Genomic DNA, 26,686 nt, shown 5'->3' with positions numbered 1-26,686 from the left:
ATGGCCGATGGCGGCGGGCCCACGGAGCAGGACCGGAGCGAGGGCATGCCGAGCCACAGCGAGGCACCGAACGACAGGGGCAAAAGCGCTTTGGTTACTTTCGCGCTTTTCGAAAGTGACCCGCCGTAAGGGCGGAACCAATAGCAGCCGTTACCGAAGAAACGGATATGCACAAACCTCTATTCAAAAACAACCTTACCCCCACTGCCCCCCCACCCTTCAATCTGCCCCTGATAACGCTCTTCAATCAAATTACGACGAATCTTCAAGGTCGGCGTCAGCAACGAATTGGCAACGGTCCAGGGCTCGGCAACCACCACCAGACACCCCAATTGCTCATGGGACTCGAACTGGGCATTGACCTCCCCCAGGAACACCTCAAGTTCAGTGGCAACCTTGTCACGCCCATCGGCGGTGGCCAGGGCGGCGCGGGTCTCGGGCGATACGTTGATCAATGCCACCGGCTGCACCAGCCCAACGCCCGTGACGCAGGAGGCTTCGACACGCGGATGATTGCCAAGCTTCGCCTCGATCGGCACCGGCGCGACGTACTTGCCCTTGGCGGTCTTGAACAGTTCCTTGACCCGTCCGGTGATACGCAGGCGCCCTTGTTCGTCCAGTTCGCCACGGTCACCGGTGCGGAACAGGCCGTCGGCGGTGTAGCTCTCGGCCGTCAACTCGGGTCGCTTGTAGTAGCCCAGCATCTGCGCCGGGCTTTTCACCAGGATTTCGTTGTCATCGCCGATACGGCATTCGACCCCCGGGATCGCCGCGCCCACGTAACCGATGCGCACTTGCCCCGGCAGGCTGAAATGCGAAGTGCCGAAGTTCTCCGACATGCCGTAGCCTTCCAGCAACTCGAGTCCCAGCGCGCGGTACCAATCCATCACCTTGACCGGCAAAGGCGCCGAACCGGACAGGCCGGTGTGCACCTGGTCCAGTCCCAGCGCCGAGAGGATCTGCGCCTTCATCAGCTTGCCTTCTACCGGATCGGCGAAGACGGCAGCCTGTTTGGCAGGGTCGATCCGTTCGTTGATACCCTGGTAGAACTTGCTCCACAACCGTGGCACGGACAGGAAGATGGTGGGGCGCGCACGGCGCAGGTCGTCGCTGAAGGTTTCCAGGCCGAGGTTGAAGAACACCCGGCAGCCGCTGTAAAGCGACACCGCCTCCACCACCGCCCGCTCGGCGGTATGGGCAAGCGGCAAGTACGACAGCAGGCGGTCACTGTTGCAGGGGCCCTGTCCGTTGTCATAGATGCAGCCGGTCACCGCCGGCGCGGCGTACATGGCGCCGAAACTGTGCATCACCCCTTTGGGATCGCCGGTGCTGCCCGAGGTGTAAATGATGGTGGCAAGCTCTTCCGGTTCAGGTTCGACCACCGCTTGCAGCGGCGCGGTACGGGCGATGATCGGCTGCCACGCCTCGCCCTGGCCGCCACTGGACATCGGCAGATCGATCAAGGGCAACCCCGTCGGAATCGAGTCGCGAATGGCGCTCCAACCCGCCGCGTCACCCTCCAGGCGACCGACGAACAGCAACCGTATCTCGGCATGCTCCAGCACGTAACGCACCGTGTCGCTGTTGGCGGTGGTGTACAGCGGCACACTGACGTGTCCGGCCATCCAGATCGCGAGATCGGCGATGATCCAGTGGGCCGTGTTCTTGCCGTAAATGCCGATGGAGGATTTCGCAGGCAGGCCAAGCGACTGCAGGTGAGCGGCCATGCGGCGCGCCTGGTCGCCCACTTCACGCCAGCTATAGTCTTGAACGCTGCCGTCGGGCAAGGGTTGAGTCAGGTAGATGGAATCAGGGGTGCTGAGCTCCCAGTGAAGGAAGCGATGCAACAGTGTTGAATTCTTGTTGTTATTCATGGCTGCTCCTGCAACTGAAGGGTGGTGTGCCACCCATTGAAAAAATTCTGTTCCAGGCCCGTGGCAACGCATTCGCGCCCGGGGTCAATCGCGCTGATAAAGAGTCGTTGTCACCGTGCCATCGCTGCCTGCCTGCTGCTGAAGCGCCAGTTGCGCATCGGCGACCTGGCGTCGGCCGGCGCTGCCGCGCAGGTGGTGCACCAGTTCAATGCATTGCGCCAGCGAGCTCGCCGCTGACGCCTGGCCCAATGAAAGCAGGCCGCCGGAAGGATTGACGACCAGGTTGCCACCCGTCGTATTGTCGCCATCTTCGACCATTTTCTCACCCCTGCCTTCAGGGCAGAAACCCAATGCCTCGTAGAGCAGCAATTCGCTGACGGTACTGGTGTCGTGCAGTTCGCACACGGCAACGTCCTCCGGCCCCCTGCCCGCCTGTTCGTACAACTCAAGGGCGGCGGCCACGTTGACGTCATAGTCTACGCCAGCAAAGGTCGAGCCCTGGTCCGGACCGGTCACCTGCTGGGGTGAAATGCAAGCCTGGGCGGCAATGCGCACGACCGGGCCGCTGCAGTGGCGCCGGGCAAACTCACTGGAACACAGCAACACTGCGGCGACACCCGAGCTGGTCCAGGCAAATTGCGGCTGGGTCAGCGGCTCGGCGATGGTGTCGGCGTCCAGCACCTGCTCCAGCGTCAGCGCGCGGGTGAAGGCGGCCAGGGGGTTGAGCGCGGCATGCTGGCGGGCCTTGACCGTGATCATGGCGAAGGTCTCTCGCCGGGCCCGGTAGCGCGCCATGTACGCTCGCGCCGTGGCGCCAAGACGCTCGAACACAAGGTCGGGCACGGGCGTCGCCGCCGCACTCTGAACCCCCAGCACCAGAATGCTTTCGGCCTGCCCCAGGGCGATGGCCTGACAGGCACGCGCAAACAGATTGCTGTCGTCGGCACCTCCCTCCGGGAAGTGGCAGAGCGGAGTTTGCGCAAGCCCCGTTCGTTGCAAGGCACGCTGCAAGGTCACGCCATCCATCATGCGCGATACGGCATGGACAGTCGCAATGTTGCTCGCGGATACGCTGGCGTCAGTGAGTGCCTGCCTGATCGTAGCGCTGACCAGAACGGTCGGATCGGGTCCCAGCCCGGTCGTACGGAAAGGCGACATTCCTACGCCAATCACATTGACGCAACGTTGCATCGTGCTCTCCTGAAATAAAAGGCTGCCGCTTCCAGCTCAGGGAAGCGGCAGATGGCCAAGGGTCAGGCCGGCACGGATTCGAACAGTTCGACCGCACCATTTTTCAATACGACGACGTCCCGCTCCACGGCACGCATCTCGACCACGATGCGCGTTGGGGACTCTCGCCACATGCGGGTTTCCAGGGTATCGCCCGGCATCACGATGGAAGCGAAGCGTGCGCGCACGCTCTTGAACAGACGCGAGTCGTTGCCGCAGAACGCCTTGATCACGTGGCGGCCGAGGTAACCGAAAGTGCACAGGCCATGCAGGAACGGTTTCTCGTAGCCAGCCTTGGCGGCGTAATCCGGATCGACGTGCATCGGGTTCCAGTCACCGCACAGGCGATACAGCAGGGCCTGGTTGACTTCGGTCTTGTCGGCCAATACCGCATCCGGCTGACGGTCCGGCGCGACGTTGATCTCTTCGCTGGCCACACGCTGCAAGCCTGCACCCGGCACGCCTGGATAGAAGCCCGTCACTTCGTTGTAGAACAGCGGCGTGCCGTGTTCGTCGGTGGTCTCGATGGCCAGGATGGTCACGGTGCTCTTGCCTTTGTCGATGGCCGACTTCAAGCGCATGGTGTGCTTGAGCTTGGCCTTGGGCGGCAACGGGCGATACATCACGGTGTACTGTTCGCCATGCAGGCCCTTGGCGAATGGCACGTTCAGACCTTCCAGCTGTGGCTCGCCCGACTTGGCAGCGCGCAGGAACACTTCAGTCGCCGGCAACACGGCCATGGTCGGCAGTACGCGGAAATCGTCGCCGAGGAACTCGTTGATGTACTTCAACTCGTCGCGGTCCAGCGGATCCTTGGCGGCGCCGACGGCCAATGCATAGAGCGCGGCGTCGTTCTGGTCGTATTCGGTTTCCAGATGAGAGACGGCGTTGGCGGCCACTTCCATATCAATGAACGCATTGCCGCCCTTGGCCGGCGAGTCCATGCGGGCAAACAGCTCCTTGAAGCCTTCGCCACCGTCGGCGTGGTGGACGCTGTGCTCGTCGAACTCAGTGATGCGCGCCCAGTTGTCGCGAACCAGTTCCGGGCTCAGGGTGTTGGTGTGCAGGAAGCGACCCTGGGAGCGTTCCCAACGGTATTTGGCATGGAAGCCGCCACCGACCTCGAACAGGCCGCCCGTGTCCGCGCACTCCTCGCTGCACAGCCAACCCACCAGCGGCGCGCAGTCTTCCACTTTCAGTTTGTCGTGCAGTTCCTGTGGGAAAATACCGCTGGCGATCACCATCCGCGAAGCGGCGATCGGGGCGATGGTGTTGACGCGGATGTTCTTGCTCGCGCCTTCGATGGCCAGCGAGTTGGCGAAACCGATCAGGCCCGACTTGGCGGTGGAATAGTTGCACTGGCCGAAGTTGCCGAAGATGCCGGCGCCGGACGCGGTCATCACGATACGGCCATAGCCTTTTTCGCGCATGATCGGCCACACGGCGTGGGTCAGGCGGAAGGCGCCCTTGACGTGAACGTCCTGGATCAGGTCCCACTGCTCTTCGGTCATCTTGTGGAACGAACTGTCGCGCAAGACGCCTGCGTTGTTGATCAGGATGTCGACCGTGCCGAACACCTCCAGCGCGGTGGCGACGATCTTCTCGCCCTCGGTCACCGAATGGTAGTCGGCGACAGCCTCGCCACCCATGGCGCGGATTTCCGCCACCACGGCATCGGCGGCCGAGCTTGAGCTGCCCAGGCCTTCGGTGCTGACGCCCAGGTCGTTGACCACGACTTTGGCGCCCCGGGAACCCAGCAACAAGGCGTGGGCGCGTCCCAGGCCGTTGCCGGCGCCGGTGACGATGGCTACTTTGCCGTCAAAGCGAATTTCTTGAGACACGTTTGCTCTCCTATGATCGCGCTCACAACGTGCGAGCGATGATTTCCTTCATGATTTCGTTGGTACCGCCCCAGATACGGTTGCCACGGGTGTCCAGGTACAACCTGGCGATCGGGTATTCGGTCATGTAGCCGTTGCCGCCATGCAGTTGCAGACAGGCATCGACTACCCGGCTGCTGAGTTCGGCGGTCCAGTACTTGGCCACCGCGGCCGCTTCGGCGGTCAGTTCATCGCGCAGCAGCAAGGCCATGCAGCTATCGACCCACGAGCGGCCGATCTGGATTTCGGCCTTGAGTTGCGCCAGGGTGAAACGCGAGTTCTGGAAGTCGAGCACAGGCTTGCCGAACACGATGCGCGTACGGGTGTATTCGAGGGTGTGATCCAGCGCCGCCTCGGCCTGGGCCTGGAAACCGACGGCACCGATGATCCGTTCCCACGCCAGATCGTGCATGAGCTGATAGAAGCCCTGCCCCGGCACGCCGCCGAGTACGTTCTCGGCCGGCACGCGGCAATCGTCGAAGAACAACATGCTGGTGTCCTGGGCATGCAGGCCGATCTTCTCCAGTGGTTGAGAGCGACTGAAGCCCTCGCGCTCCTTCTCGACGATGACCAGCGAGATGTCCTTGGCGCTGCCACTGTTGCCGGTCTTGCACACCACCAGCGCCAGATCGCAGGACGCACCGTTGGAAATAAACGTCTTGGAACCGTTGAGCACCAGCTCGTCACCGTCCTGCACGGCGCGGGTGCGCACGGCTTGCAGGTCCGAACCGGTATTGGGTTCGGTCATGGCAATGGCGCCCACGGCTTCGCCAGCGATCATTCGCGGCAACCAGGTCTGCTTCTGCGCCTCGGTGCCGTAATTGAGGATGTAGAACGCCACCAGGCCATGCACGCCAAAGCCGATCAGGCCCGAGGCGCCGACCCGCATGAATTCCTCGGCGAAGACCATGTCGAACAGGCGGTCGGCACCGGGGCCGCCGTACGCTTCCGGCATGGACGGCAGCAGCATTCCGAGTTCGCCAGCCTTGCGCCACACCTCGCGGGGTACGCACTTGTCCTTTTCCCACTGAGCGTGGAAAGGCGCGACTTCCTGTTCCATGAAACGGCGGCAGGCGCGGCGAAACTCGTCGTGCTCGCTGCTGAACAATGTACGGGGGATCAGATATTCCATTGGGTAGTCCTCTGCAGCCGGGATCAGAGCGTGCGCCCGACCAGATCTTTCATGATGTCGTTGGCGCCGCCGGCAATACGCAGGACGCGGTGATCGAGGTAGTGACGGGCCACCGGGTACTCGAGCATGTAGCCGTTGCCGCCGTGCAGCTGGACGCATTCGTCCACGACCTTGGTGTAGAGCTCCGAGCACCACAATTTGGCGGCCGCGGCCGCTTCAGGGCTGAGGGTGCGGGCCAGGCACTGTTCCATGCAGCGGTCGACGTAGTTCTGCGACACCGCCAGCTGCATCTTCAGGTCGGCCAATTTGAAGCGAGTGTTCTGGAAGGCGAAGATCGGTTTGCCGAAGACGGTGCGACCCTTGGTGTATTCCAGCGTGCTTTCAAGCACTGCTTCGGCGCCCGCCACGCTGCTGATCGCGATGGACAGCCGTTCCCAGGCCAACTCCTTCATCAACTGGATGAAGCCCTGCCCGGCCACGCCACCCAACAGGTTTTCCTTGGGCACCCGCACGTCTTCGAAGAACAGCATGGTGGTGTCCTGGGCGTGCAGGCCCACCTTGCGCAACGGCTTGGATCGGCTGAAACCGGCGCGATCGGCTTCGACCAGGATCAGCGAGATGTCCTGGGCGCCTTTGCCCGTGTTACCCGTCTTGGCGACGACGACCACGATGTCGCAGTTGGTGCCGTTGGAGATGAACGTCTTGGCGCCGTTGATGACGTACTCATCACCGTCGAGCACGGCACGGGTCTTGACCGCTTGCAGGTCCGAGCCGGTATCGGGCTCGGTCATCGCCACCGCGCCAATGGCCGCGCCCGCCGCCATTTTCGGCAGCCACGCCTGCTTTTGCTGTTCATTGCCGAAATTCACCAGGTAACCGGCGACAATGTCGTGCACGCCGAAACCGATCAGGCCGGACGCCTGGCCCGCACGGTAGATTTCCTCAGTGGCGATCATCGAGAACCGACGATCCAGCCCCAGTCCGCCATAAGCCTCGGGCGTGGTTGCATTGAGCATGCCCAGCGCGCCGGCCCTTTCCCAGATAGACCGAGGGACCCGATGCTCCGCTTCCCACTGTTCGAGACAGGGAGCACATTCCTGAGCCAGGAAGCGCCGCACGCTGCGGCGAAACTCCTCGTGCTCTTGATCAAACAGGCTGCGCGCAATCATGGGGTGCTTCTCTCCTCAAATCATCGTTCTGCCACCTCTCAAGGGGGCTATGGATCGATCATAGGAGGAGGTCTTGCAGAACCGCCCCCTCAGGGAGGGGGGGATGCGTGCGCCCAAAAAACAAGCCAAGGGCGAATTCAACTGTGGCGAGGGGATTTATCCCCGTTGGACTGCGCAGCAGCCCCTCCTTTGGGGCCGCTTCGCGGCCCAGCGGGGCGGTGCGACGTTTCGCTAAATCCCCTCGCCACAGGTGGAATATCGGGGTGGACCGATCAGGTCTGGCACCCGGCTCAGGTGTGGGAGCGGGCTTGCTCGCGAAGGCGGACTTCCAGTCAATGTTGATGTCGCCTGATAGTCCGCGTTCGCGAGCAAGCCCGCTCCCACATGGGGTCTGCGCTTGGTCTGTCTTTTCAAACCGATTGTTTGCGCCAGGTGCCGGGCGATGTGCCGAACTGGCGTTTGAAGGCCCGACTGAACGCGGCTTCGGAGTCGTAGCCCACTGCATAGCCGATCTGCGCCACATTCCCGCGGCCCTCGCGCAGCTGTTGCGCCGCCACGTGCATGCGCCAGAGCGTCAGGTATTGCATCGGTGGCTGTCCGACCAGGGCCGTGAATCGCTCCGCAAAGACCGAGCGCGACATGCCCACTTCCAGCGCCAGGGCCTCTGCGGTCCAGCTTTCGGTTGGACGGGCATGGAGCAATGCCAGTGCGCGTCCGATATGCGGGTCGCGCAACCCCGCCAGCCACCCGCGCCGCTCGGCGGGGAGGCTGGCGACATACTGGTTGACGGCTTCGACGAAGAGCAATTCGGACAGCTTGGCGATGACCGTTGCAGAGCCGACACGCCCCGCGGCGATTTCACTGACCGCGAAACGGAATGAGCTTTCAATCCAGGCCCCCAACGCCGTCGCGCGCACGTCCAGTTTCAATAGGGAGGGCAACGAGGACAGCAACGGACTGAAGGGGGTTTCGGAACCGAGGAATCCACACAATAACTGCGTGGCCTCGCCGCCCCCGCCGTACTTGATGCGTGAAATGCCGCCGACTTCCGGCGGCTGAATGGCGTCGCGGGCAAACATGGGCGCAATGCCCAGGTCGCTGCCAAAGGTATGAACGTCATTGCGCGGCAGCAGGATGAGCTCACCGGCCCGCACCTCGATCGGGGGACCCTCTTCGATTCGCAACTGCATGTGCCCCTCGGCGACAAAGTGCGAGGCGATGACATGTCGAGGGGCCGCCAGGAACGGTTTGCAATCCTCCGCCGAGATTCTGCCACTGAGGCACCAGGGCGCAGTGAACTCCGCCTCGAGGAAGACGCCTCCAGACAGCCGGATAACTCGCAAGACATCAGAAAGCGCATCCAACAATGGCCAGCCCTCCTTTCCGGAGTCCTGAGCAGGTAATCAGGCGCATGGGTCATTCTTCGCCTGAACGGCGAGGCCTAGATTAGCACCAACGCGGACTCGATGACGGCTTCACCCAGGGTCATCAGCGCCGACGTTAACCGTCATTGCCCCCTTGCAGATCAACCCGGCAAGCAGGAGATCATCATGAACACCATTGCGACCCTACCCGGCCCGGACTCGGCCAACACCGCCCGATATGCTCGACTCGTCCAATCATCGAAGAAAGCGGAATGGCAGATCGATCGCGATCTGCTACAGGACCGGCAGTTCGACTTCTCGCGCAAATTCCTGCCCGACGGACTCTCGCGGATCGACCGCCTGACCTTTCTCACCGTGGGCGAGGCCCGTCTGCTCAGCCAGATCCAGGGCCGGACCTATGCGTACATCTTTGGCCTGGTCGAGCGCTTTATCAGCGCCAAAATGCTCGACCAGGGCCGGGCCCACGTCTTTGACGATCAGCTCGCACTCGAAGCGCTGGTGCGCTTTTCCACGGACGAGATCAAGCACCAGGAGCTGTTCCGGCGCATGGAAACGATGATAGGTGCGCAATTGCCCGCAGGGTATCGTCAGGTGGCCGACCCGAACGAAGTCGCGCGCGCGGTACTGTCGGCCAGCACCTGGTCGGTACTGGCGCTGACCTGCCACATCGAGCTGTTCGTTCAATCGCACTACACGCAGAGCATCGCCCCGGGCGAGGCGTTGTGCCCGCTGTTCAAGGATGTCTTCAAATTTCACTGGAAGGATGAAAGCCGCCACGTCGTACTCGATGAACTGGAGTGGAAGGCCGAGCACGCCAAATGCTCACCCGCCGAACGCGACCGGGCCGTGGATGATCTGATTGCGCTGGTGGCCGCCGTCGACGCCATCCTGCAGGCACAAGCGGCCGCCGATGCCGACTACTTTGTTCGACAGGTTTCACCGTCGTTCAGTGTCGAAGAGGCAGCACACATCAAGGCCTCTGTGCTGGACGCCTACCGCTGGCAATACATTATCTCGGGTGTGCAGCATCCACATTTTGGCCGGCTGCTGACGCACATGACGACACCCGAACAGATGGCCAGGATTCAAACCGCACTGGCCCCCATCATGAACCCTTGATCGGCCGCATCAGGATGGATGGAGGATGGCAGCCATGACGATACCCCTTTGGATGCTGCTCGGATTTGCGACCTGGACCTTGCTGCTGTTGATGGCCACCGTCGGGGTGTACCGCTGGGTCGGCATCTTGTTTTCCAACGTTCCCATTGGCTCTTTCCGAAGCGACCGGCTCGAAGGCGAGGACTGGTATCGGCGCGGGACGAGGGCGCACGCCAACTGTGTGGAAAACCTGCCGGTGTTTGGCGCCATCGTGTTCGTGATCTCGACCCTGGGTGTCGATGGCCCCGTCGTGAACGCCTTGAGCATACTCGTGCTGATCGCTCGCGTGTGTCAGTCGCTGGTTCACGTCTCCCATGTGCAAACCGATGGGTTCGTGGCTGTCCGGTTTGCCTTCTTCAGCGTTCAGTTGCTCTGTTTTCTCGCGCTCATTGTGATCGCCGCCCTTTATGGCGCATAAAAAAAGGAGGGCATCCATTGCCCTCCTCTTCACGTTTCACACTCACTGCGACAGAACGGGTCAGGACCTCAACTGGCCAGAATGAAGTCTGCGGCAGTGACGGTTGTGGCGTCTGCCACACCGACCAGGCGGATGGAATCAGCACCTCCGATGCTGACCAGGGTATCCGCACCGACATCGGCGATGGTGACATTGCCGGCGAAGGTGGCAGCCGTGATGTTCAACCCGGAAATGTCGAGCCGGTCCTGGCCTCCCGACAGGACGGCATCGAAGCCGAGGATCTGATCGGTGCCGAAGCCTGCGGCGAACATGAAGATATCGTTGCCACTGCTGGCAACCATCACGTCGTTGCCGGCGCCGCCCGTGACCGTATCGTTGCCGTCACCGCCATCGATAAAGTCATTGCCGATGCCGCCCAGCAGGGTATCGACGCCGATGCCACCGAGCAGCGTGTCATTGCCATCGCCCCCCTGGAGCAGATCGTTGCCGTTACCGCCATCCAGGCTGTCATTACCCAGCCCGCCCAGCAGCGTGTCGTTGCCGTTGTCACCGATCATTCCATCGTCCCCGTCGCCGCCGTCGAGGGTGTCATCGCCCCCGCCGCCGTTCAGGCTATCGGCGCCAAGACCACCCAACAGTTGGTCGTTCCCGCCTTCGCCATTGAGGCTGTCGTTACCGGCGTTGCCGATGAGGATGTCGTTGCCACCGCCACCCGTGAGGGTGTCATTGCCTGCTCCGGAGGTGATGATGTTGTTCACCCCATTGCCGACGCCGATGAAGTTGCCGACCCCGGTGAAGGTCAGGTTCTCGACGTTGGCAGCCAGGGTGTAGCTGGACAGCGTCGTTTGCACGGTATCCGTACCGCCTCCCAACACCTCGACCACCACGTCCCCGGCTGCATCGACGATGTAAGTATCGTCGCCGGCCAACCCCACCATCCGGTCCGCACCGGCACCGCCATTGAGGAGGTCGTTACCGGCCCCGCCAGTGAGGGTGTTGGCCAGCGCATTACCAGTACCCGTGAAGTTGGCGGTACCGGTATAGGTCACGTTATCGACGTTGGCACCGAGCAGGTAGCTCGCCAGGCTGGTTTGCACCAGATCGATACCGCCGTCGAGGGCCTCGGTGACCGTGTCGCCGACGTTATCAACCACAAAGGTGTCGTTACCCAGACCACCGTTCATGGCATCCGCGCCGAGCCCACCGTTGAGCGTGTCGTTGCCGTCCTCGCCATTGAGGACGTCGTTGTCGTCCCCGCCGCTGAGAATGTCGTTGCCAGCGCCGCCAAACAACTGGTCGGTACCGGCCAGTCCACTGAGCGTATCGTTCCCGCCCAGGCCGATCAGCACATCGTTACCCGCACCGCCGGTGAGGATGTTCGCTGCCGCGGTGCCCGTCAGCACCACGCCGGTCGGTATCGTGACTGCCGCCGTCGCCACGGAGGTCAACGTCTCCAGCGTGCCGAAGCCATCGGTGTAGCGCACGATCACCCGCAGTTGCAGGTTGCCCTGCGCCGCACCCGGGGTGAAGGTCGCAGCGGTCGCACCGCTGATGTTGATAAAGGAAGCACCGACACCTTGCTGCCATTGGTAGCTGAAGGTGCCCAGTCCATCCGCATCGGCAATCCCGGCCGTGATCGCGGTCAGTACCTGGCCTTGATCCGGTGTCGTATCGCTGATCTGCAACACACCTACCGGTGCATCGTTGACGTTGGCCACCGGCCCCAGCACGTCGGATGCAACGGTTTCGTGCACACCGAAGTCATCCACGTAACTGACCACCACGCGCACCGTCTGGCCCACCTGGGACTGGGTCAACGCGAGCGTGCTGTTGGTCGCGCCGGCAATGTTGACGAAGCCCGCCGGGCTGTTGACCTGCCACTGGAAGGTGAACTGCGGATTGCTGAGGCCATCGGCGTCGACAATGCTCGCCGGATTGGCGGTCAACACCTGGTTCTGCGTCGCCAGCCCCGTGACGGTGGGCACCAGGGTCGGCAAGCTGTTGGCCGTCGAATCGACGATCTCCAGCGTGCCCTTGGCGTCCTGATACACCGCCCGGACCCGGATGTTCAGCCCTGCCACATCATCCGCTACGCGGTAGGTGGTGCCAGTCGCCCGCGATGCCTCGCCGGCTTCGACAACGGTGATGTCCTCATAAATGCCCGTGCCAGGGATGTTTTCGACCTGCCAGTAGTAAGCCACTGCGCCGGTGACTGCGCCGGTCGGATTGGCCACACTGGAGTTGTCCGCGTCGTGCACACCCAGATTGCTGACGCGCAGCAACTGGCCGGCAACCGGCGTATCGTCACGCACCCCGGTGGCATCATCGAGAATCGCCAGATGCCCCACCGGCCCGGCATTTTGGGCAGTGCCCACACCGGAGGATTGCGAACTGTCAGCGAACTGCAGGCGCTCGATGCCTGTCAGGCGATCGACACCGTCACGCCCCGCTACCGAGTCGGTCACAATGACCGTGTTGCCGTCGACCACGACGCTGTAATCCGCTGCATTACCGGTGAACAGCGCGGTGTCGTACTTGTCATTGCCGGTCAGAATCTCCCGCACGATGACCAGTTGGCCCGGGTTGTAGGTACCGTTCATCATGAACGGCACCATGGGCTCCATGCTGTCGAACGAGGCGATTTCCGGACCGGTGCCATCAAGGTTTTGCCGCACGCTGATGCGTACGTTCAACCACTTGTCACCGTCGATGATGTCGTCACCGCCGCGACCTTCGATCAGGTCGCTGCCGCTGCCACCGAGGATGATGTTGCCGCCGTCGAAGAACGTGGCGCCGGCTGGCAACAGAGCCGCCAGGCCGTCGATCAGGTCGATGTTGGTCAGCACACTGCCAGTGGCACCCGCGCCGGGTAGCGATCCGGCATCTTCGTTGTCACCGCGCAGGAAGTCACCATGCTTGGAACCCGACAGACCTTCCATGATGTCGAAACGCACCAGCGCCGAAGCCCCCGAACCCGGCACCGGCGGCACATCGAAAAAGCGGTCGCTCATATCGATGCTCACGCCCTGGGCGAGATCCTTGAACGTCGCCCAGTCATAGCCGGAGCCGCCGATATAGCGGTCACCAAAGCCGAGACTGCCGACCATGATGTCGTCGCCGCCTTCACCGTTGAACTTGTCGTTCTCGTTGCCGCCAATGAACACATCGTTGCCGATGATCGGGTCGTTGCCCAGCGGGTCGAAGTTATCGCCAGGTGCACCGTCAGACGTGCCCTTCTCGATCCAGTCGTCGCCTTCGTTACCCATGTCCTGTTCGTTGGCCTTGCTGCCCAGGATGAAGTCGTTGCCCTGCCCACCGATGGCCTCGGACGCGTCCTCACCGGTCACGATGAAGTCATTGCCGAACCCGCCGATGATCAGGTTGACGCCGTTGCCACCGTGCAGCACGTCGTTGCCGTCGCCGCCCTGGATGTTATCGTCGCCGCCCAGGTCGGTGATGATGTCGTCGCCGGCGCCACCGCGCAGTTGGTCGTTGCCGTTGCCGCCTTCGATGCGATCGTTGCCGCCGTCACCCCAGACCGTGTCATCGCCGCCACCGGCGATGAGGATGTCGGCATTGTTGGTGCCGCCCAGCACGATGTGCTCTTCACCGGTGTACTTGATGTAGTTGGAATCCGGCCCTGCGGTCAGCGGGTTGTCGCGGAACACCACCTGCTGGTTGTTTTCGCTGAGTGGATCGACGTTGCCCAGGCCTTCGTTGTACTGCTTGCTGCGTTCCATCTCCAGGTAGAACGCCGGATCCGAGAACACCAGGCCCGGCAAGTGGGTGGCCGAGGTGTTGGCCATGATCAGCTTGGCGAACGAGTTGCTTTCCAGCTCGGCATTCATCGACAGGCCAGAGGTACGCTCCAGGTAGTAGAAGCGGTCACCGTCCTGCAGTTTCTCCATCTGGTTCTCGAACACGAAGTTGAAGGTCGAGCCGAGCATGCCGCCAAACGGCGTTTTCTCTTCGGCCAGGCCGCCAATCCACAGATCGATGGCGTCGACACCCGTGATCGTCACACCCCTCAGATCGTCGGCAGTCCCCAGCACTCCATCCTTGCCGGCGCGCGTTTGGTTGCCCCAGTCACCGCTGCTGTTGAGGAAGTCCAGGCGATCGGATGGCTCGTTAACCCCCCCATCGCCAAAGACCAGCAACATCGCCGCGGCGCGCTTGGCTTCCATCGTGGTCGCCCCCGTGATCGTGCCATGGGTGCCGTAGGCCGCGATGAAGTTGATCAACGACTCCGGATGCTTGAGGTGCTGCAGCAGGTCGACCCAACTGGTGTACGGCTTGAGCTGGGTATCACCGGTCTGGCTATAGATGTCGCGGCGAATCGCGTTGAGCGAGGGAATCCCCACATCGCGGCCACGGGCGATGTTGATCGCCGGCAGGTCGAGTGGCAGGCCCAGCAGGTTGTTGCGCAGCGCCTCGGTGACGAACTCGTCGATTTCGTTACCGGCTTGCCGGGTCACCCCACGCACGATCGCACTGGTTGCATCCTCTGGTGTCAAGCCACTGGCGGCGTACGCCAACGGGTTGAGGAACGCCGCGATCAGGCCCAGTTGCTGATCGGGATCAGCGCTGTTCGGATCGCCAATCACGTCAAAATTGACGTCGTAGCGATCGACGGTCTCGGTCAGCATCGAGTGGCCGAACCGGTACACGGTGTGGGCAAACTCGGCGACGATCGAGGCATCGAGGTCGACGTCATAGACTTGGGTCGGTGCGAAGAACAAGTCAACGCGAGGCTGGATAGTCCGCGCAAATTCCTCGAACACCAGGTGCTGATACTGCATCTCGGTACCGAACTTGGCCGCCTGGAACAAGCGCTCGCCGTTCCACAGCAGCGCATCGATTTCGGCCTGGTTGGCGGGCATGGCAGTCACGGGCGTGAGCAGCCACTCGTTGAGGAAGGCCACGTCGTGGGAATCGAGCACGGTGTCCTTGGTTTGCTCGACCAGCCGGTTGTGCTCGGCGTGGAAGATCGCATGCACCGCGGTCAGGCCAATGTTCTCGTTGACCCGGCCGTCGCCGGCGATGTAATGAGCGTCGAGCAGTTCGTTGTCGTAGGTCAGGTTGTTGCCGCGTGGGCCAACCTCCTGCAAATTGCCGACTTCGTCGTCACCGTCCGCCTGCAGGACCCCGCCGGCGATCACCGGCACAGCGTTGTGGGCGATGTCGTTGAGGAAGGCATGGCCGGTGCGTACCGCGTTCGCGAGGCTTACCGGGTTGGATGGATCGCCTTCGACAAGGGTCGTGACGTCGTCGGCGGTGCCGGCAAGGCCATCCAGCCCGTTGTTGAGCCGAATGACAACCTGCGGGAAGCCGTGATCGCCCTTGATGAAGTTGCCATAGGCGTCCGTTGCCAGTAGCGGACCGCTGTCGATATCGGCGTCGGTGAGGTTGATGCCCAGCACATCACGTGCCTGCGCCTTGACCACCTTCCAGGTCGCCATGCCACCGATTTCGGTGTCGTCTGCGGTACCGAACTTGCCATCCAGCCCCAGGTCACGGTTCGTGATCAGGTTGCCGGTCGCTTTAGGGCCGTCAGCCGTCATCACATAGCCGCGCAGGAACACCTGGTGCGAGGGGTGCGAGCTGTAGGTCTGGTTCTGATCCACGAACGGCGTGGTGGTGTTGGTGTGCTCATGGATGTCGTCGGCCGTGCCGAGAAGGCCATCCGCCCCTGGTTGGTTGGTCGCGCGGGTCACCACCATGAAGTTGGTGTTGCCGCCCGGCACATACAGCGGATCGTCCGTTTGCAGCGGGATATAGATGGTGCCCGAACCGCCCTTGGTCACCAGGTCCAGGCCATGGTCGAAGAACTGCCCGAAGAAGGTCATCCAGGCGTTGAACGGCGCGGACAATCCCGCATCCGCCGAGGTGTTCTCGAACAGGTACACATCGTGGTCGTCGTTCGTACCGAACTGACCGTCCATGCCGGGGCTGGCGACTATCCGTACGCCATCCTTGAGCACATCGTCGCTACCCGCGATGCCGAAGTCGAGATGACCGTTCGCGCCCGGGTCGTAAGCCGTGGCATAGGCCGCCGGGTTGTTCGCGGTCTGGTCGACGATCAGGTTACTGATGGTGCGCGGCTGCGAGTCAAACACATTGCCGCTGTTTTGTGCATACGATGATCCCGGGACGGCTGGCGAACCGGGGCCGAAGAAATCGGCACCCACACCTTGCGCCGGATTGAACACCGGATCGGAAACCCGCGGGAAGGTGTTGTCGGCAGCACCATACTCGGTGTGGTTGTTGCCGTTGAGGTTCAGCAGGTTGTTGTTCGACCCGTCGACCGAACGCAGGCCCAATGGCGCGCGGATGTTCGGAAGCAGCGAGAGAATGTCCTGACCGGCGGCGTCAGCCTCGGCAATCTTGATCTGGTCAAGAATGAAGTTGAGGTCGGAGCGGACCATGTGCAGGCCCTCGCCACCCTCCGAGGCATCGGCCACGGGTGCAGGGGTCGTCGGCACAACCGGCGCGCCGGCAGCCACCACGCCCGTCGGTTGCGAGAACACCACTTCGGTCGTGCCATGGCCATCCTGGTAGATCGCCTTGACCCGCAACGACAACCCGGCGAGGTCAGGAGAGACCTTGAACGAGGTGCCGTCGGCACTCTGGAACGCCAGGTCGCCGGCCGGCAAGAGGATGATGTCCTCGAAAACGCCGCTGCCTGGGTCCGCCTCGAATTGCCAGTAGTAGGACACCGAGGAGTTATTGAGACTGCCTCCGACGTTGTCGCCATCGGTCACCCCGGCCACGCTGACGGTCAGCATGTCGCCCACCGTAATCGCGCCGCCGTTGCCATCGGCGATGGTCGGTCTGCCAATCGGTTGGGCATTGCCTGGCGCCAGCGACAACTGTCCATCGGCGAACTGCAGGCGTTCGATATGCAGCAGGGTATCGGTGCCGTCGCGACCCGCTACGCTATCCGCCACCGTCCACACATCGTCCGCCGTGTCGAGCGTGCCACGGGTGTCGCGCGTCACCAGATAATCGATCTGATTCCCGGAGAAAATCGCGGTATCGAAGGCCGCACCGCCGGTGGAAGTACCGGGCAGGATTTCCCGCACGGCCTTGAGCTGACCGGGATTAATGGAGCCATCGAGCATGAAGGGAATCATATCGACCATGCTGTCGAAGCTGGCAATCTCGGGCCCCTCATGGTTGACGTCACCCCGGTTATAAACCGCAATTCTGACGTTGATCCATTTGTCGCCGTCGATCAGGTCATCGCCACCGCGGCCCTCGATCAGGTCGCTGCCATTGCCACCGAGGATGATGTTGCCCGTGGCAAAGCCGGTGGTGGGCAGGCCGGCATCGGCCAGGAACTGCGCCAGTCCGCGGATCAACGCCACATTGGTCAGCGCACTGCCCGTGGCACCGCCATGGTTGAGGATGGTGTCGGCATCGACATTATCGCCTCTGAGTACGTCGCCAAACTTCGAACCGGACAAGCCTTCCACTTCGGCGAAACGATCAAGGATCGAAGCGGGCGAGGCGCCGACCGGATTGAACACCCCGGCGTTCTGGCTTGGCGCGTTGCCGTGTGGCTGCGCGAGCGCGGCCATGGTCAGATCAGCGGTGACGCCGAACTTGTCATCCTTGTAGGTAACCCAGTCGAAACCGGACATGCCTTCCATCTTGTCCTGGGCATCGCTGCCGACAAAGATGTCATCGCCACCCTCGCCGATCATTTCGTCGAAGCCACCGCCACCGACAAAAATGTCGTTGCCGATCGTATCGTCATTGAGCAGCGGCGCGGCGTTATCACCAGGCGCACCGTCCTGGGTGCCCTTCTCGATCCAGTCGTCACCTTCGTTACCGGTCGGTGGCAGGTTGGTCTTGGCACCGAGGATGAAGTCGTCACCCTGGCCGCCGAAGGTGGTGCTGATGTCTTCGGTGGTGATGATGAAGTCCTGGCCATCGCCGCCCAGGATCAGGTTGCCGGCGGCGAGCATGCTGCCAGCGATGATCACGTCGTTACCGGCGTTGCCTTCCAGACGGTTGTCGCCGAACGAGTCGGTAATGATGTCATCGCCCGCGCCACCCAGCACCGCATCGTTGCCGGCACCGCCTTCGAGGATATCGTTGCCGCCGTCGCCGTAAAGGGTGTCGTCACCGTCACCGGAAATGATGATGTCATTGCCGGCGGTGCCGCCCAGGACCACATGGTCTTCACCGTTGTACCGCAGATAATTGCTGTCTCCACCGGGGGTATCGGGGTTGTCGCGGACCACCAGCTTGACGATTTCCACGCCGTCGATCATGAGGCCGCCCGTCGGGTCGGCAGTGCCGTTGGCCCCCAGGCCGGTGAACTGTCTGGTCTGATCCACCTCGAGGGTGAACGTCGGCGTCAGGAACACGGTGTTCGACAGGTGGGTGACATCGCTGTTGAGCATGATCAGCTTGGCAAAGGAGTTGTTCTCCAGCTCGGTGCCGAAGTTCAGGCCCGCGGTACGGGACAGGTAGTAGAAGCGGTCGCCGTTCTGCAACGCCTCCAGCTGGGTTTCAAACACAAAGTTGAACGTCGAGCCGAGCATCCCGCCGAATGGCATTTTCTGCTCGGCAAGGCCACCGACCCAGAAGTCGATGTCATCCACACCGGTGGTGGTCACACCGTTGACCATGGCGTAGATGCCCGAGCTGTTGAGGAAGTCCAGGCGATCCGCTTGAGTGGCGATATAGGTACGTTCATCAACAGTGCCGGCGTTGATCACCGCGCTGCCGCCAAACACCAGGGCCGCGGCGACCGCACGCATCTCGACCAGCGTATCCACATCGGCAGCCGTCAAGGCCCCGTGGGTGCCGAAGGCCGCGATGAAGTTGACCAGGGATTCGGGGTGCTTGAGGTTGTTCGCCAGGTCGACCCAGCTGGTGTACGGCTTGAGCTGACTGTCACCCGTCGTCGCGTAGAACTCACGTCGCGCCTCATTCAAGGTGGGAATGCCCGTGTCGCGCCCACGCGCCAGGTTAAGGGCCGGCAAATCGAGCGGCAGACCCAGCAGGTTGTTGCGCAAGGCTTCGGTGACGAACTCGTCGATCTCGTTGCCGACCTGGCGGGTCACACCGCGAATGATCGCCCCGGCCGCTTCGTCCGCAGTATCCCCGCTGTTGGCGAACGCCAACGGGTTGAGGAAGGCCGCGATCAGGCCGAGTTGCGAGTCCGGGTTGTCCGGGTCGGTGAGCATCGGATTGAACTCGGGATCGAAACGATCCACGGTCTCGGTCAGCATCGAGTGACCGAAGCGGTACACCACGTGGGCGAACTCGGCGAGGATGGCCGGGTTGATCGAAGTGTCATAACCGTTAGGGGCAAGGAATTCGTCGATCTGCGGCTGAATGGTGCGCGCAAACTCCTCGAACACCAGGTGCTGGTACTGCATCTCCGTGCCGAACTTGGCGGCCTGGAACAGGCGTTCGCCGTCCCACACCAACGCCGCGATGCCCGCGGTGGTGGTCGGTATCGCGGCCACGTCGTCCACCAGCCATTCATTGAGGAAGGCCAGGTCGCCGGCGGCGAGAATGGTGTCCTTGGATTGCTGGACGAGGCGGTTGTGCTCGGAGTGGAACACGTGGTGCACGGTGGTCAGGCCGATGTTCTCGTTCACCCGGCCATCGCCGGCAATGTAGTGAGCATCGAGCAGTTCGTTGTCATACGTCAGGTTGTTGCCGCCCGCGCCTACCTCCTGCGCATTGCCGACATCGGTGTCGCCATCCGCCTGCAGGACCCCGCCGACCACGACCGGCGCGGCATTGTGGGCGATGTCGTCAAGGAAGGCATGACCGGTGCTCACGGCGTTGGCCAGACTGATCGGCGCATCCCGGTTGCCTTCGACCAATTGCGTGACGTCATCCGCCGTGCCGGCGATGCCGTCAGTACCGTTACTGAAGCGCATCACCACCTGCGGCATGCCGCTCGGTCCGCGGATGAAGTTGCCATAGGCATCGGTTGCCAACAGCGGCACGCTGTGCACATCCGCGTCGGTGAGGTCGATGCCGAGAATGTCACGGGCCTGGGCCTTGACCACAGCCCAAGTCGCCATGCCGCCATTTTCGCCATTGCCATCATCGGAAGTGCCGAACTTGCCATCGGCGCCGAGATCGCGGTTGGTAATCAAGCGCCCCGTGGCAATCGGGTCGCCTGCGGCGTTGAGCATGTATTCACGCAGGAACACCTGGTGCGACGGGTGCGAGCTGTAGGTCTGGCTCTGGTCCACGAACGGCGAGGTGGTGTTGGGCTGGCCATCGTCGGCCGTGCCGACTACTCCATCCGCACCGACGGTACGCACGGCACGCGACAGCACCATGAAGTTGGTATGGCCGTCCTTTACATACAACGGATCGTCCGGCTGCAGCGGAATGAACACGATGTCGCTACTGCTCTTGGTGACCAGGTCCAGGCCGTGGTCGAAGAACTGGCCGAAGAAGGTCATCCACGAGTTGAAACTGGCGGTCAGGCCGACGTCCGGCGACTGGTTGGGGATGAAGAACACTTCCTTGTCGTCTTCCGTGCCGAACACGCCGTCCAGCCCGGGGCTGATCACCGGGTCGGCGCCGCCGTTCGCCGCCACCGCTGCCGGGTTGTTTTCGGTCTGGTCGACGATCAGGTTGCTGATGATGCGTGGCTGCGCGTCGACCACATTCCCCGTGCCCTGGTAGGACGCCCGATACGCGGGGTCAAGCAGGCGCAGGAAGGAATTGTCCGCGGCGCCAAACTCGCTTTGCCCGGCAACCAGGTTGTTGTAACTGCCATCGACCGTGCGCAAGCCAAATGGCACCTGACTGTTGGGTAGCAAATCACTGAGGCTGGCGCCGTCGGCATGCGCCTCAGCGATGAAGATCTGCTTGAGGATGAACTCTAGGTCCGACTTGTTGAAATTGGCCATTTTCGATTGCCCTCGATCTATCTGGAGAAAGGCGCGGGGCGAACAAACCCGCCCGCGCCCAGTCAGGTGCTGGCTAGCGCAGATGTGTCATTTCTTTTTTGGGGCGAGAGCAGGCGCGAGGAAGGCAGGGCCTTACCCGGAAACGTGCCGGCAATTCGCGGTATGAATGGCTCGCTGAGCGATCAGGCAGAGCGACGCCAAACTGTTGGCGGACCGTGGAATCTGGAAGTCGACGCGAACTTCCTGAACAGCTCCGTCACTCTGCAAAAGAACCCAATGGACGACATGTTTTTGTCCCTCCAGGAATCAACGTGCCGAGCATTGGCCAAAGTGATGGCGGGCTTCAGGCGGGCGACCCCACAACATGACTAAAGTTCCAGTGCAATTGCCTGTCAATATTACGACGTAAAACCTGACAGCCGGCATTAGTATCTGTAACTGATTGTTATTTAACGACATATAGAATTTTCGTAGCACAGCTAGAGCGAAATGTTATTTGAAACTGTATCGCTAGAGAAACAAACGCCACCTACGCTCCTGCATAGGGACGTAACACAAGATTTCGGGCTTGGTCCCTACCCCTTGTGTCGACGAGCTCCCTGCGTACCTACATATATTGTTAGCCAGCTACGTTTACTGACCGCTGGTGTGCCGCGGGGGCACCCGGCTTTTCGGTGGGGGAAGTACAAACATGAACAAGCCATCGAGCACCCGATCCGAATTGGCCGAGGCAATTTTCCGCCTGCGTCGGAGTTTTTACGTGCTGGCAGGGTTCAGCGGCGTCATCAACGTCATGATGTTGACACCTGCCGTGTACATGCTGCAGGTCTATGATCGAGCCCTGGTCAGCCGCAACGTCACGACTTTGACGATGTTGACCTTGCTGGTGATCGGGCTGTTCCTGCTGATGTCCACGCTGGAAATGGTCCGCACCCGCGTGCTGATCCGGGTCGGCAACTGCCTCGACATGGACCTCAACCGACGCATCTTCACCGCCGCCTTCGAACGCAACCTGAACCGCGCCGGCGGTAATCCGGCCCAGGCCCTGCAAGATCTCGCGCAGGTGCGTCAGTTCCTCACCGGCAATGCCCTGTTCGCCTTTTTCGATGCGCCCTGGACGCCGATCTACCTGCTGGTGGCTTACCTGATCCACCCGCTGCTCGGGCTGGTCACGATGATCGGCTCGCTGATTCTGGTGGGCCTGGCCTGGCTCACCGAAAAAGCCACGCAGAAGCCGCTGGCCGAAGCCAACCAGGCCGCCCTCTCCTCGTCCCTCTACGCCAACAACAACCTGCGCAATGCCGAGGTCATCGAGGCCATGGGCATGCTGCCGTCGATCAGCAAGCGCTGGTACCAAAGCCATTTGCGCATTCTGGAAATGCAGACCCTGGCCTCCGACCGCGCCGCCATCATCAGCAGCACCGGGCGCTTCGTGCGCATCACGTTGCAGTCGCTGATCCTCGGCGCCGGCGCGCTGCTGGCGATCGAAGGCAAGATCACCCCGGGGATGATGATTGCCTGCTCGATCCTCACCGGCCGCGCACTGGGCCCGGTGGAACAGGTCATCGCGTCCTGGAAGCAACTGCTGGGCTGCCGCTCGGCCTGGGGCCGACTCAACGAGATGCTGCAAGACTTTCCACGCCGGCCGCCGAGCATGCCGCTGCAGCGGCCACTGGGCATGCTGGCGGTGGAGAATGTGTTTGCCGGAGCCCCCGGTACCAACAACACGATCCTGCGCGGGGTGAGTTTCAACCTGTCCCCCGGCGAAAGCCTTGGCATCATCGGACCCTCCGCCTCGGGCAAATCCACCCTCGCCCGCCTGCTGGTTGGCGTCTGGCCGGCGCAGGCCGGCAAGGTGCGCCTGGACGGCGCGGACATCTTCACCTGGAACAAGGGCGAGCTTGGCCCCTGGCTTGGCTACCTGCCACAGGACGTGGAGCTGTTCGAGGGCACCATCGCCGACAACATTGCGCGCTTTGGCGAAGTGGACAGCGACGCGGTCATCCGCGCCGCCAAAACCACCGGTGTGCACGAAATGATCCTGCGTTTCCCGCAGGGATATGACACCCGCCTGGGCACCGATGGCAGCCCGCTGTCCGGTGGCCAGAAGCAACGCATCGCCCTGGCCCGCGCACTGTATGGCGAACCCAACCTGATCGTGCTCGATGAGCCGAACGCCAACCTGGACGATGTCGGCGAAAAGGCATTGGTCGATGCACTGGCCGAGCTCAAGGGCCGCGGCGCCACCGTCATCCTGATTTCCCACCGTCCCAATGTGCTCTGCGCCGTCGACAAGGTGCTGATGCTGCGTGATGGCGGCGTGCAGATGCTGGGACCGCGCGATGAAGTATTCGCAGCCTTGCGCAAGGCCGCTGTGATGCCGGCAGGCGCACCGACGCCGCTGGCCTCCGTCAAGGCACGGGAGTAACCGATCATGCACATGAGCACCGAGATGATTCAAACCGACTCCAAGAGCGTCATCGATCTGGACGTCGGCAAACCTGCGCGCTGGGGCGTGTGGCTGGTACTCGCCGGCTTCGGCGGCTTCCTCCTGTGGTCCTGGCTGGCGCCGCTGGATGCCGGCGTGGTCGCGACAGGCACGGTCAAGGTCACCAGTAATCGCAAGGCCGTGCAGCACCTGAGCGGCGGCACCGTGGAGGCCATTCTCGTTCGCGAAGGCGATGTGGTGAAAAAGGGCCAGGAAGTGGTCCGCCTCGATTCGTTGCGTGCCCTGGCGGAACAGGGTGCGGTCAGCGCCCAGTACATCGTCAGCAAAACGGTGGAAAACCGCCTGGAAGCCGAACGCGACGGTCGCGATCTGGTGACGTTCGATCCCGAGTTGCTCGAGCGTTTCGGGGATGATCAGCGCATGGTCGCCGCCATGGAACTGCAACAGCGCTTGCTGGACACCCGGCGCGCCGGTCTCGCCGGCGAAGTCAGCATCCTGCAGGAAAACCTGGCGGCGTCGCAGGTGCAGCTCAAGGGCTTGCAGCAGGTCTACGGCGCCCGCGCCTCGCAGATCAGCTTCCTCAACCAGGAACTGCAAGGCACCCGCGTGCTGGCGGCCGAAGGTTATGTGCCGCGCAACCGCCTGCTTGAGCTGGAACGCAGCAATGCCGACCTCTCCGCCGGCCAGGCCGAGAACCTCAACAACATCGCTCGCGTGCGCAGCCAGACCACCGAAATCAGGCTGCGCATCCTGCAGCGCCAGCACGATTATCTGAAGGAAGTCGAATCGCAACTGACCGACACCGCCAAGGAAAACACCACCCTGGCCGACCGCCTGCGCGCACTGGACTATGAAGTGACCCACACGGTGATTCGATCGCCCATCGATGGCATGGTCCAGTCCCTGAGCATCGCCACCGTCGGCGGGATCATTCAACCGGGCTTCAAGATCATGGAAATCGTGCCGGTCAACGAACCGCTGCAGGTCGACGCGATGATTCCCGTGCAGGCCATCGACAAAATGGTCCCCGGCCTGGACGTGGACATTGCCTTCCCCGCCTTCAACCACGCCCAGACGCCGAACATCCCCGGCCGCGTGAAAACCATTTCCGCCGACCGCCTGCTCGACGAGGAAAGCAAGCAACCGTTCTATCTGGCGCAGGTGGAAGTCACCCCCGATGGCATGAGCCTGCTGGGCAGCAATCACATTCGCCCCGGCATGCCCGCCAGCGTCACCATCAAGACCGGCGAGCGCAACCTGATGAGCTATCTGCTCAAACCGATGCTCGAACGTGTGGACAGCGCCTTCAAGGAACAATGAAATGGACCGTCATTGCCTGATTTTCTGCCTGCTGGGCCTGTCCCTGCCGGCCAGCGCCATGGACCTCAAGCAAGCCTGGGATCTGTTGCAGTACCAGGGTCCCATCTACCGCGCCGCCGTGCATGAAAAAGAGGCCGGCGGGGAAAACCGCGCCATCGGCCAGGCCGGCCTGCTACCGCAGGTCAGTGCCTCGGCCTACGACAACAAGGTCAATGGCACACAACGCCAGAACGGCATCGAGCGGGACCTGGACTACGACTCCAAGGGCGCCAACGTGCGCCTGCGTCAGCCGCTGTTCAACAAACAGAAGATGGCCGAGTATCGCCAGGGTCAACAGCGTGCCGACTACAGCGTTGCGGTGTTCGATGCCAAGACTCAGGACGCCGCGGTGCGCCTCACCGAAAGCTATTTCGGCGTGCTCCTGGCCAGCGAAACCATCGTCCTGGCCAAGGCCAAGCTGAATGCCTTCGACGAGCAACTCGCTTCGGCGAAACGACGCATGGAGCTGGGGGCCGGCACCGTCACCGACATCGACGAGTCGATCGCGCGCCGCGACCTCGCCGAGGCCGAGCTGATCGAAGCGCAGGACAACCTGATCAATGCGCGCCGCAAGCTTGAGGAATACATCGGCGAAACCCCCGAATCGCTGACCACCTTGCATGCAGGCTTCGATACGCCGCCGCTGCTGCCGAGCAACCTGCAGGACTGGCTGGTCAAGGCCCAGACCGATAGCCCGCTGATCCATGCGCGCCGCTATAGCAGTGACCTCGCCGAAGAAGAAGTGAAGCGCGCCAGGGCCGGACACTGGCCAACCCTGGATTTCGTCGCTGGTTACACCGCGGGCGACAGCCAATCCATTTCCGAGTTGAATCAACGCAACCGCTACAGCTCCATCGGGCTGGAGGTCAATGTCCCATTGTTCAGCGGGGGCGGCGTCAGCGCGTTGACACGCCAGGCCACCGCCAACAGCTACAAGGCCCTGGACGAACTCGATGCCACGCGACAGGAAGTCATCTCCGGCACCACCCGCGAGTATCACGGCATACAGAGCGGCGCCAAACGCATTCACGCGCTGGAGAAGGCCGTCTTGTCCAATGAGCGCTCACTGGCGTCGACGCGCAAGGGCTTCAAGGAAGGCGGCACCAGTACCAACTCGGACGTCCTCAATGCCGAAGAGCTGCTCTACGATGCGCGCCACGATCTGTTCGAGGCCAAGCTGCGCTATTTGATGTCGCGCCTGCGCCTGGCCTCATCGGTGGGCAGTCTGGGCGACGATGATATCGACCAGATCAACGACTACCTGGGGCCGGAGTTGCTGGTCAAAAACTAGTGTTCATCTGCCGGCCGGTCGAGCCAAAGGATGGTTGATTGGCCAGCCCCCCCTTCCCGGGTTGGCTGCCAAATCCCTCCTGGGCCTTAGACTGCTCCCGCGAAACACCAGCGAGCGAAGCAATGGCGCGTCCACGCAATGCTCCCCTCCTTGGCTGCGCTGGTGTTTTGCACTTTCAACCCGGCAGCATTGAGCACTTTGAGGTCAAGTAATGCTGTTCACTTAACACCTGTTGGGACGGTGTACATATCCGTTTCTTCGGTGATGGCTGCTGGCGGTTCCGCTCTTACTGCGGGTTACTTTGAAAAACCTGTAGGAGCGAGCCTGCTCGCGAAAAGCGTCTGGACGACGCGATCATTCAGGCAGAGCACATTATCGTTGACCTCCATCGCGAGCAGGCTGAACTGGTCAAGTAATCCCGGACACCGTTTACGGTGCTTATG

General features: G+C 62.2%; 12 protein-coding genes. 5 read left to right on the top strand and 7 right to left on the bottom strand.

All coding sequences use genetic code 11. From position 1 onward, the window contains the following. Window positions 1-179: 179 nt before the first annotated feature. The 6 genes from HNQ83_RS28430 to HNQ83_RS28405 form a co-directional block, all read right to left on the bottom strand. On the bottom strand, window positions 180-1,874 hold the full coding sequence (locus tag HNQ83_RS28430) for an AMP-binding protein (RefSeq protein ID WP_175392168.1): 1,695 nt from the start codon (window positions 1,872-1,874) through the stop codon (window positions 180-182). Window positions 1,875-1,958: 84 nt separating this feature from the next. Then, window positions 1,959-3,065, bottom strand: coding sequence for a lipid-transfer protein (locus HNQ83_RS28425; RefSeq protein ID WP_175392167.1), 1,107 nt, complete (start codon window positions 3,063-3,065; stop codon window positions 1,959-1,961). A gap of 62 nt (window positions 3,066-3,127) precedes the next feature. Then, window positions 3,128-4,945 (bottom strand): SDR family NAD(P)-dependent oxidoreductase, encoded by a 1,818-nt coding sequence (locus HNQ83_RS31810; RefSeq protein WP_175392166.1) that lies wholly within the window; start codon window positions 4,943-4,945, stop codon window positions 3,128-3,130. A 22-nt stretch (window positions 4,946-4,967) separates the two neighbouring features. Next, window positions 4,968-6,107, bottom strand: a complete 1,140-nt coding sequence (locus HNQ83_RS28415) for an acyl-CoA dehydrogenase family protein (protein ID WP_256669295.1) — start codon at window positions 6,105-6,107, stop codon at window positions 4,968-4,970. Between the two features lie 32 nt (window positions 6,108-6,139). After that, complete coding sequence (locus HNQ83_RS28410) at window positions 6,140-7,285, bottom strand: acyl-CoA dehydrogenase family protein (protein WP_175392164.1); 1,146 nt, start codon at window positions 7,283-7,285, stop codon at window positions 6,140-6,142. A 410-nt stretch (window positions 7,286-7,695) separates the two neighbouring features. Then, complete coding sequence (locus HNQ83_RS28405) at window positions 7,696-8,652, bottom strand: AraC family transcriptional regulator (protein ID WP_175392163.1); 957 nt, start codon at window positions 8,650-8,652, stop codon at window positions 7,696-7,698. 183 nt (window positions 8,653-8,835) lie between these two features. On the opposite strand from HNQ83_RS28405, the gene HNQ83_RS28400 reads away from it, so the two are divergent. Beyond that, window positions 8,836-9,789, top strand: coding sequence for a diiron oxygenase (locus HNQ83_RS28400; protein ID WP_175392162.1), 954 nt, complete (start codon window positions 8,836-8,838; stop codon window positions 9,787-9,789). Window positions 9,790-9,823: 34 nt separating this feature from the next. Continuing rightward, window positions 9,824-10,246, top strand: a complete 423-nt coding sequence (locus HNQ83_RS28395; RefSeq protein ID WP_175392169.1) for an MAPEG family protein — start codon at window positions 9,824-9,826, stop codon at window positions 10,244-10,246. Between the two features lie 68 nt (window positions 10,247-10,314). Here HNQ83_RS28395 and HNQ83_RS28390 read toward each other — a convergent pair whose 3' ends face one another. Then, the gene (locus tag HNQ83_RS28390) at window positions 10,315-21,144 is read right to left on the bottom strand and encodes a peroxidase family protein (RefSeq protein ID WP_175392161.1); all 10,830 of its coding nucleotides are present in this window, start codon (window positions 21,142-21,144) and stop codon (window positions 10,315-10,317) included. Window positions 21,145-21,835: 691 nt separating this feature from the next. Between HNQ83_RS28390 and HNQ83_RS28385 the strand changes: the two genes are divergently transcribed. The 3 genes from HNQ83_RS28385 to HNQ83_RS28375 are packed head-to-tail and all read left to right on the top strand — an operon-like array spanning window position 21,836 to window position 26,243. Then, on the top strand, window positions 21,836-23,572 hold the full coding sequence (locus HNQ83_RS28385; RefSeq protein ID WP_175392160.1) for a type I secretion system permease/ATPase: 1,737 nt from the start codon (window positions 21,836-21,838) through the stop codon (window positions 23,570-23,572). A 6-nt stretch (window positions 23,573-23,578) separates the two neighbouring features. Beyond that, window positions 23,579-24,913 carry an HlyD family type I secretion periplasmic adaptor subunit gene (locus tag HNQ83_RS28380; protein WP_175392159.1) on the top strand — a complete coding sequence of 445 codons (1,335 nt, stop codon included), beginning with the start codon at window positions 23,579-23,581 and terminating at the stop codon, window positions 24,911-24,913. Window position 24,914: 1 nt separating this feature from the next. Next, the gene (locus HNQ83_RS28375; RefSeq protein WP_175392158.1) at window positions 24,915-26,243 is read left to right on the top strand and encodes a TolC family outer membrane protein; all 1,329 of its coding nucleotides are present in this window, start codon (window positions 24,915-24,917) and stop codon (window positions 26,241-26,243) included. Window positions 26,244-26,686: the final 443 nt, after the last annotated feature.

The sequence above is a fragment of the Pseudomonas sp. C2B4 genome, assembly GCF_013359695.1.
Classification (GTDB): Bacteria; Pseudomonadota; Gammaproteobacteria; order Pseudomonadales; family Pseudomonadaceae; genus Aquipseudomonas.
Note: the sequence above shows the minus strand (reverse complement) of the source record. Positions and strands in the feature narration are given on the sequence as shown.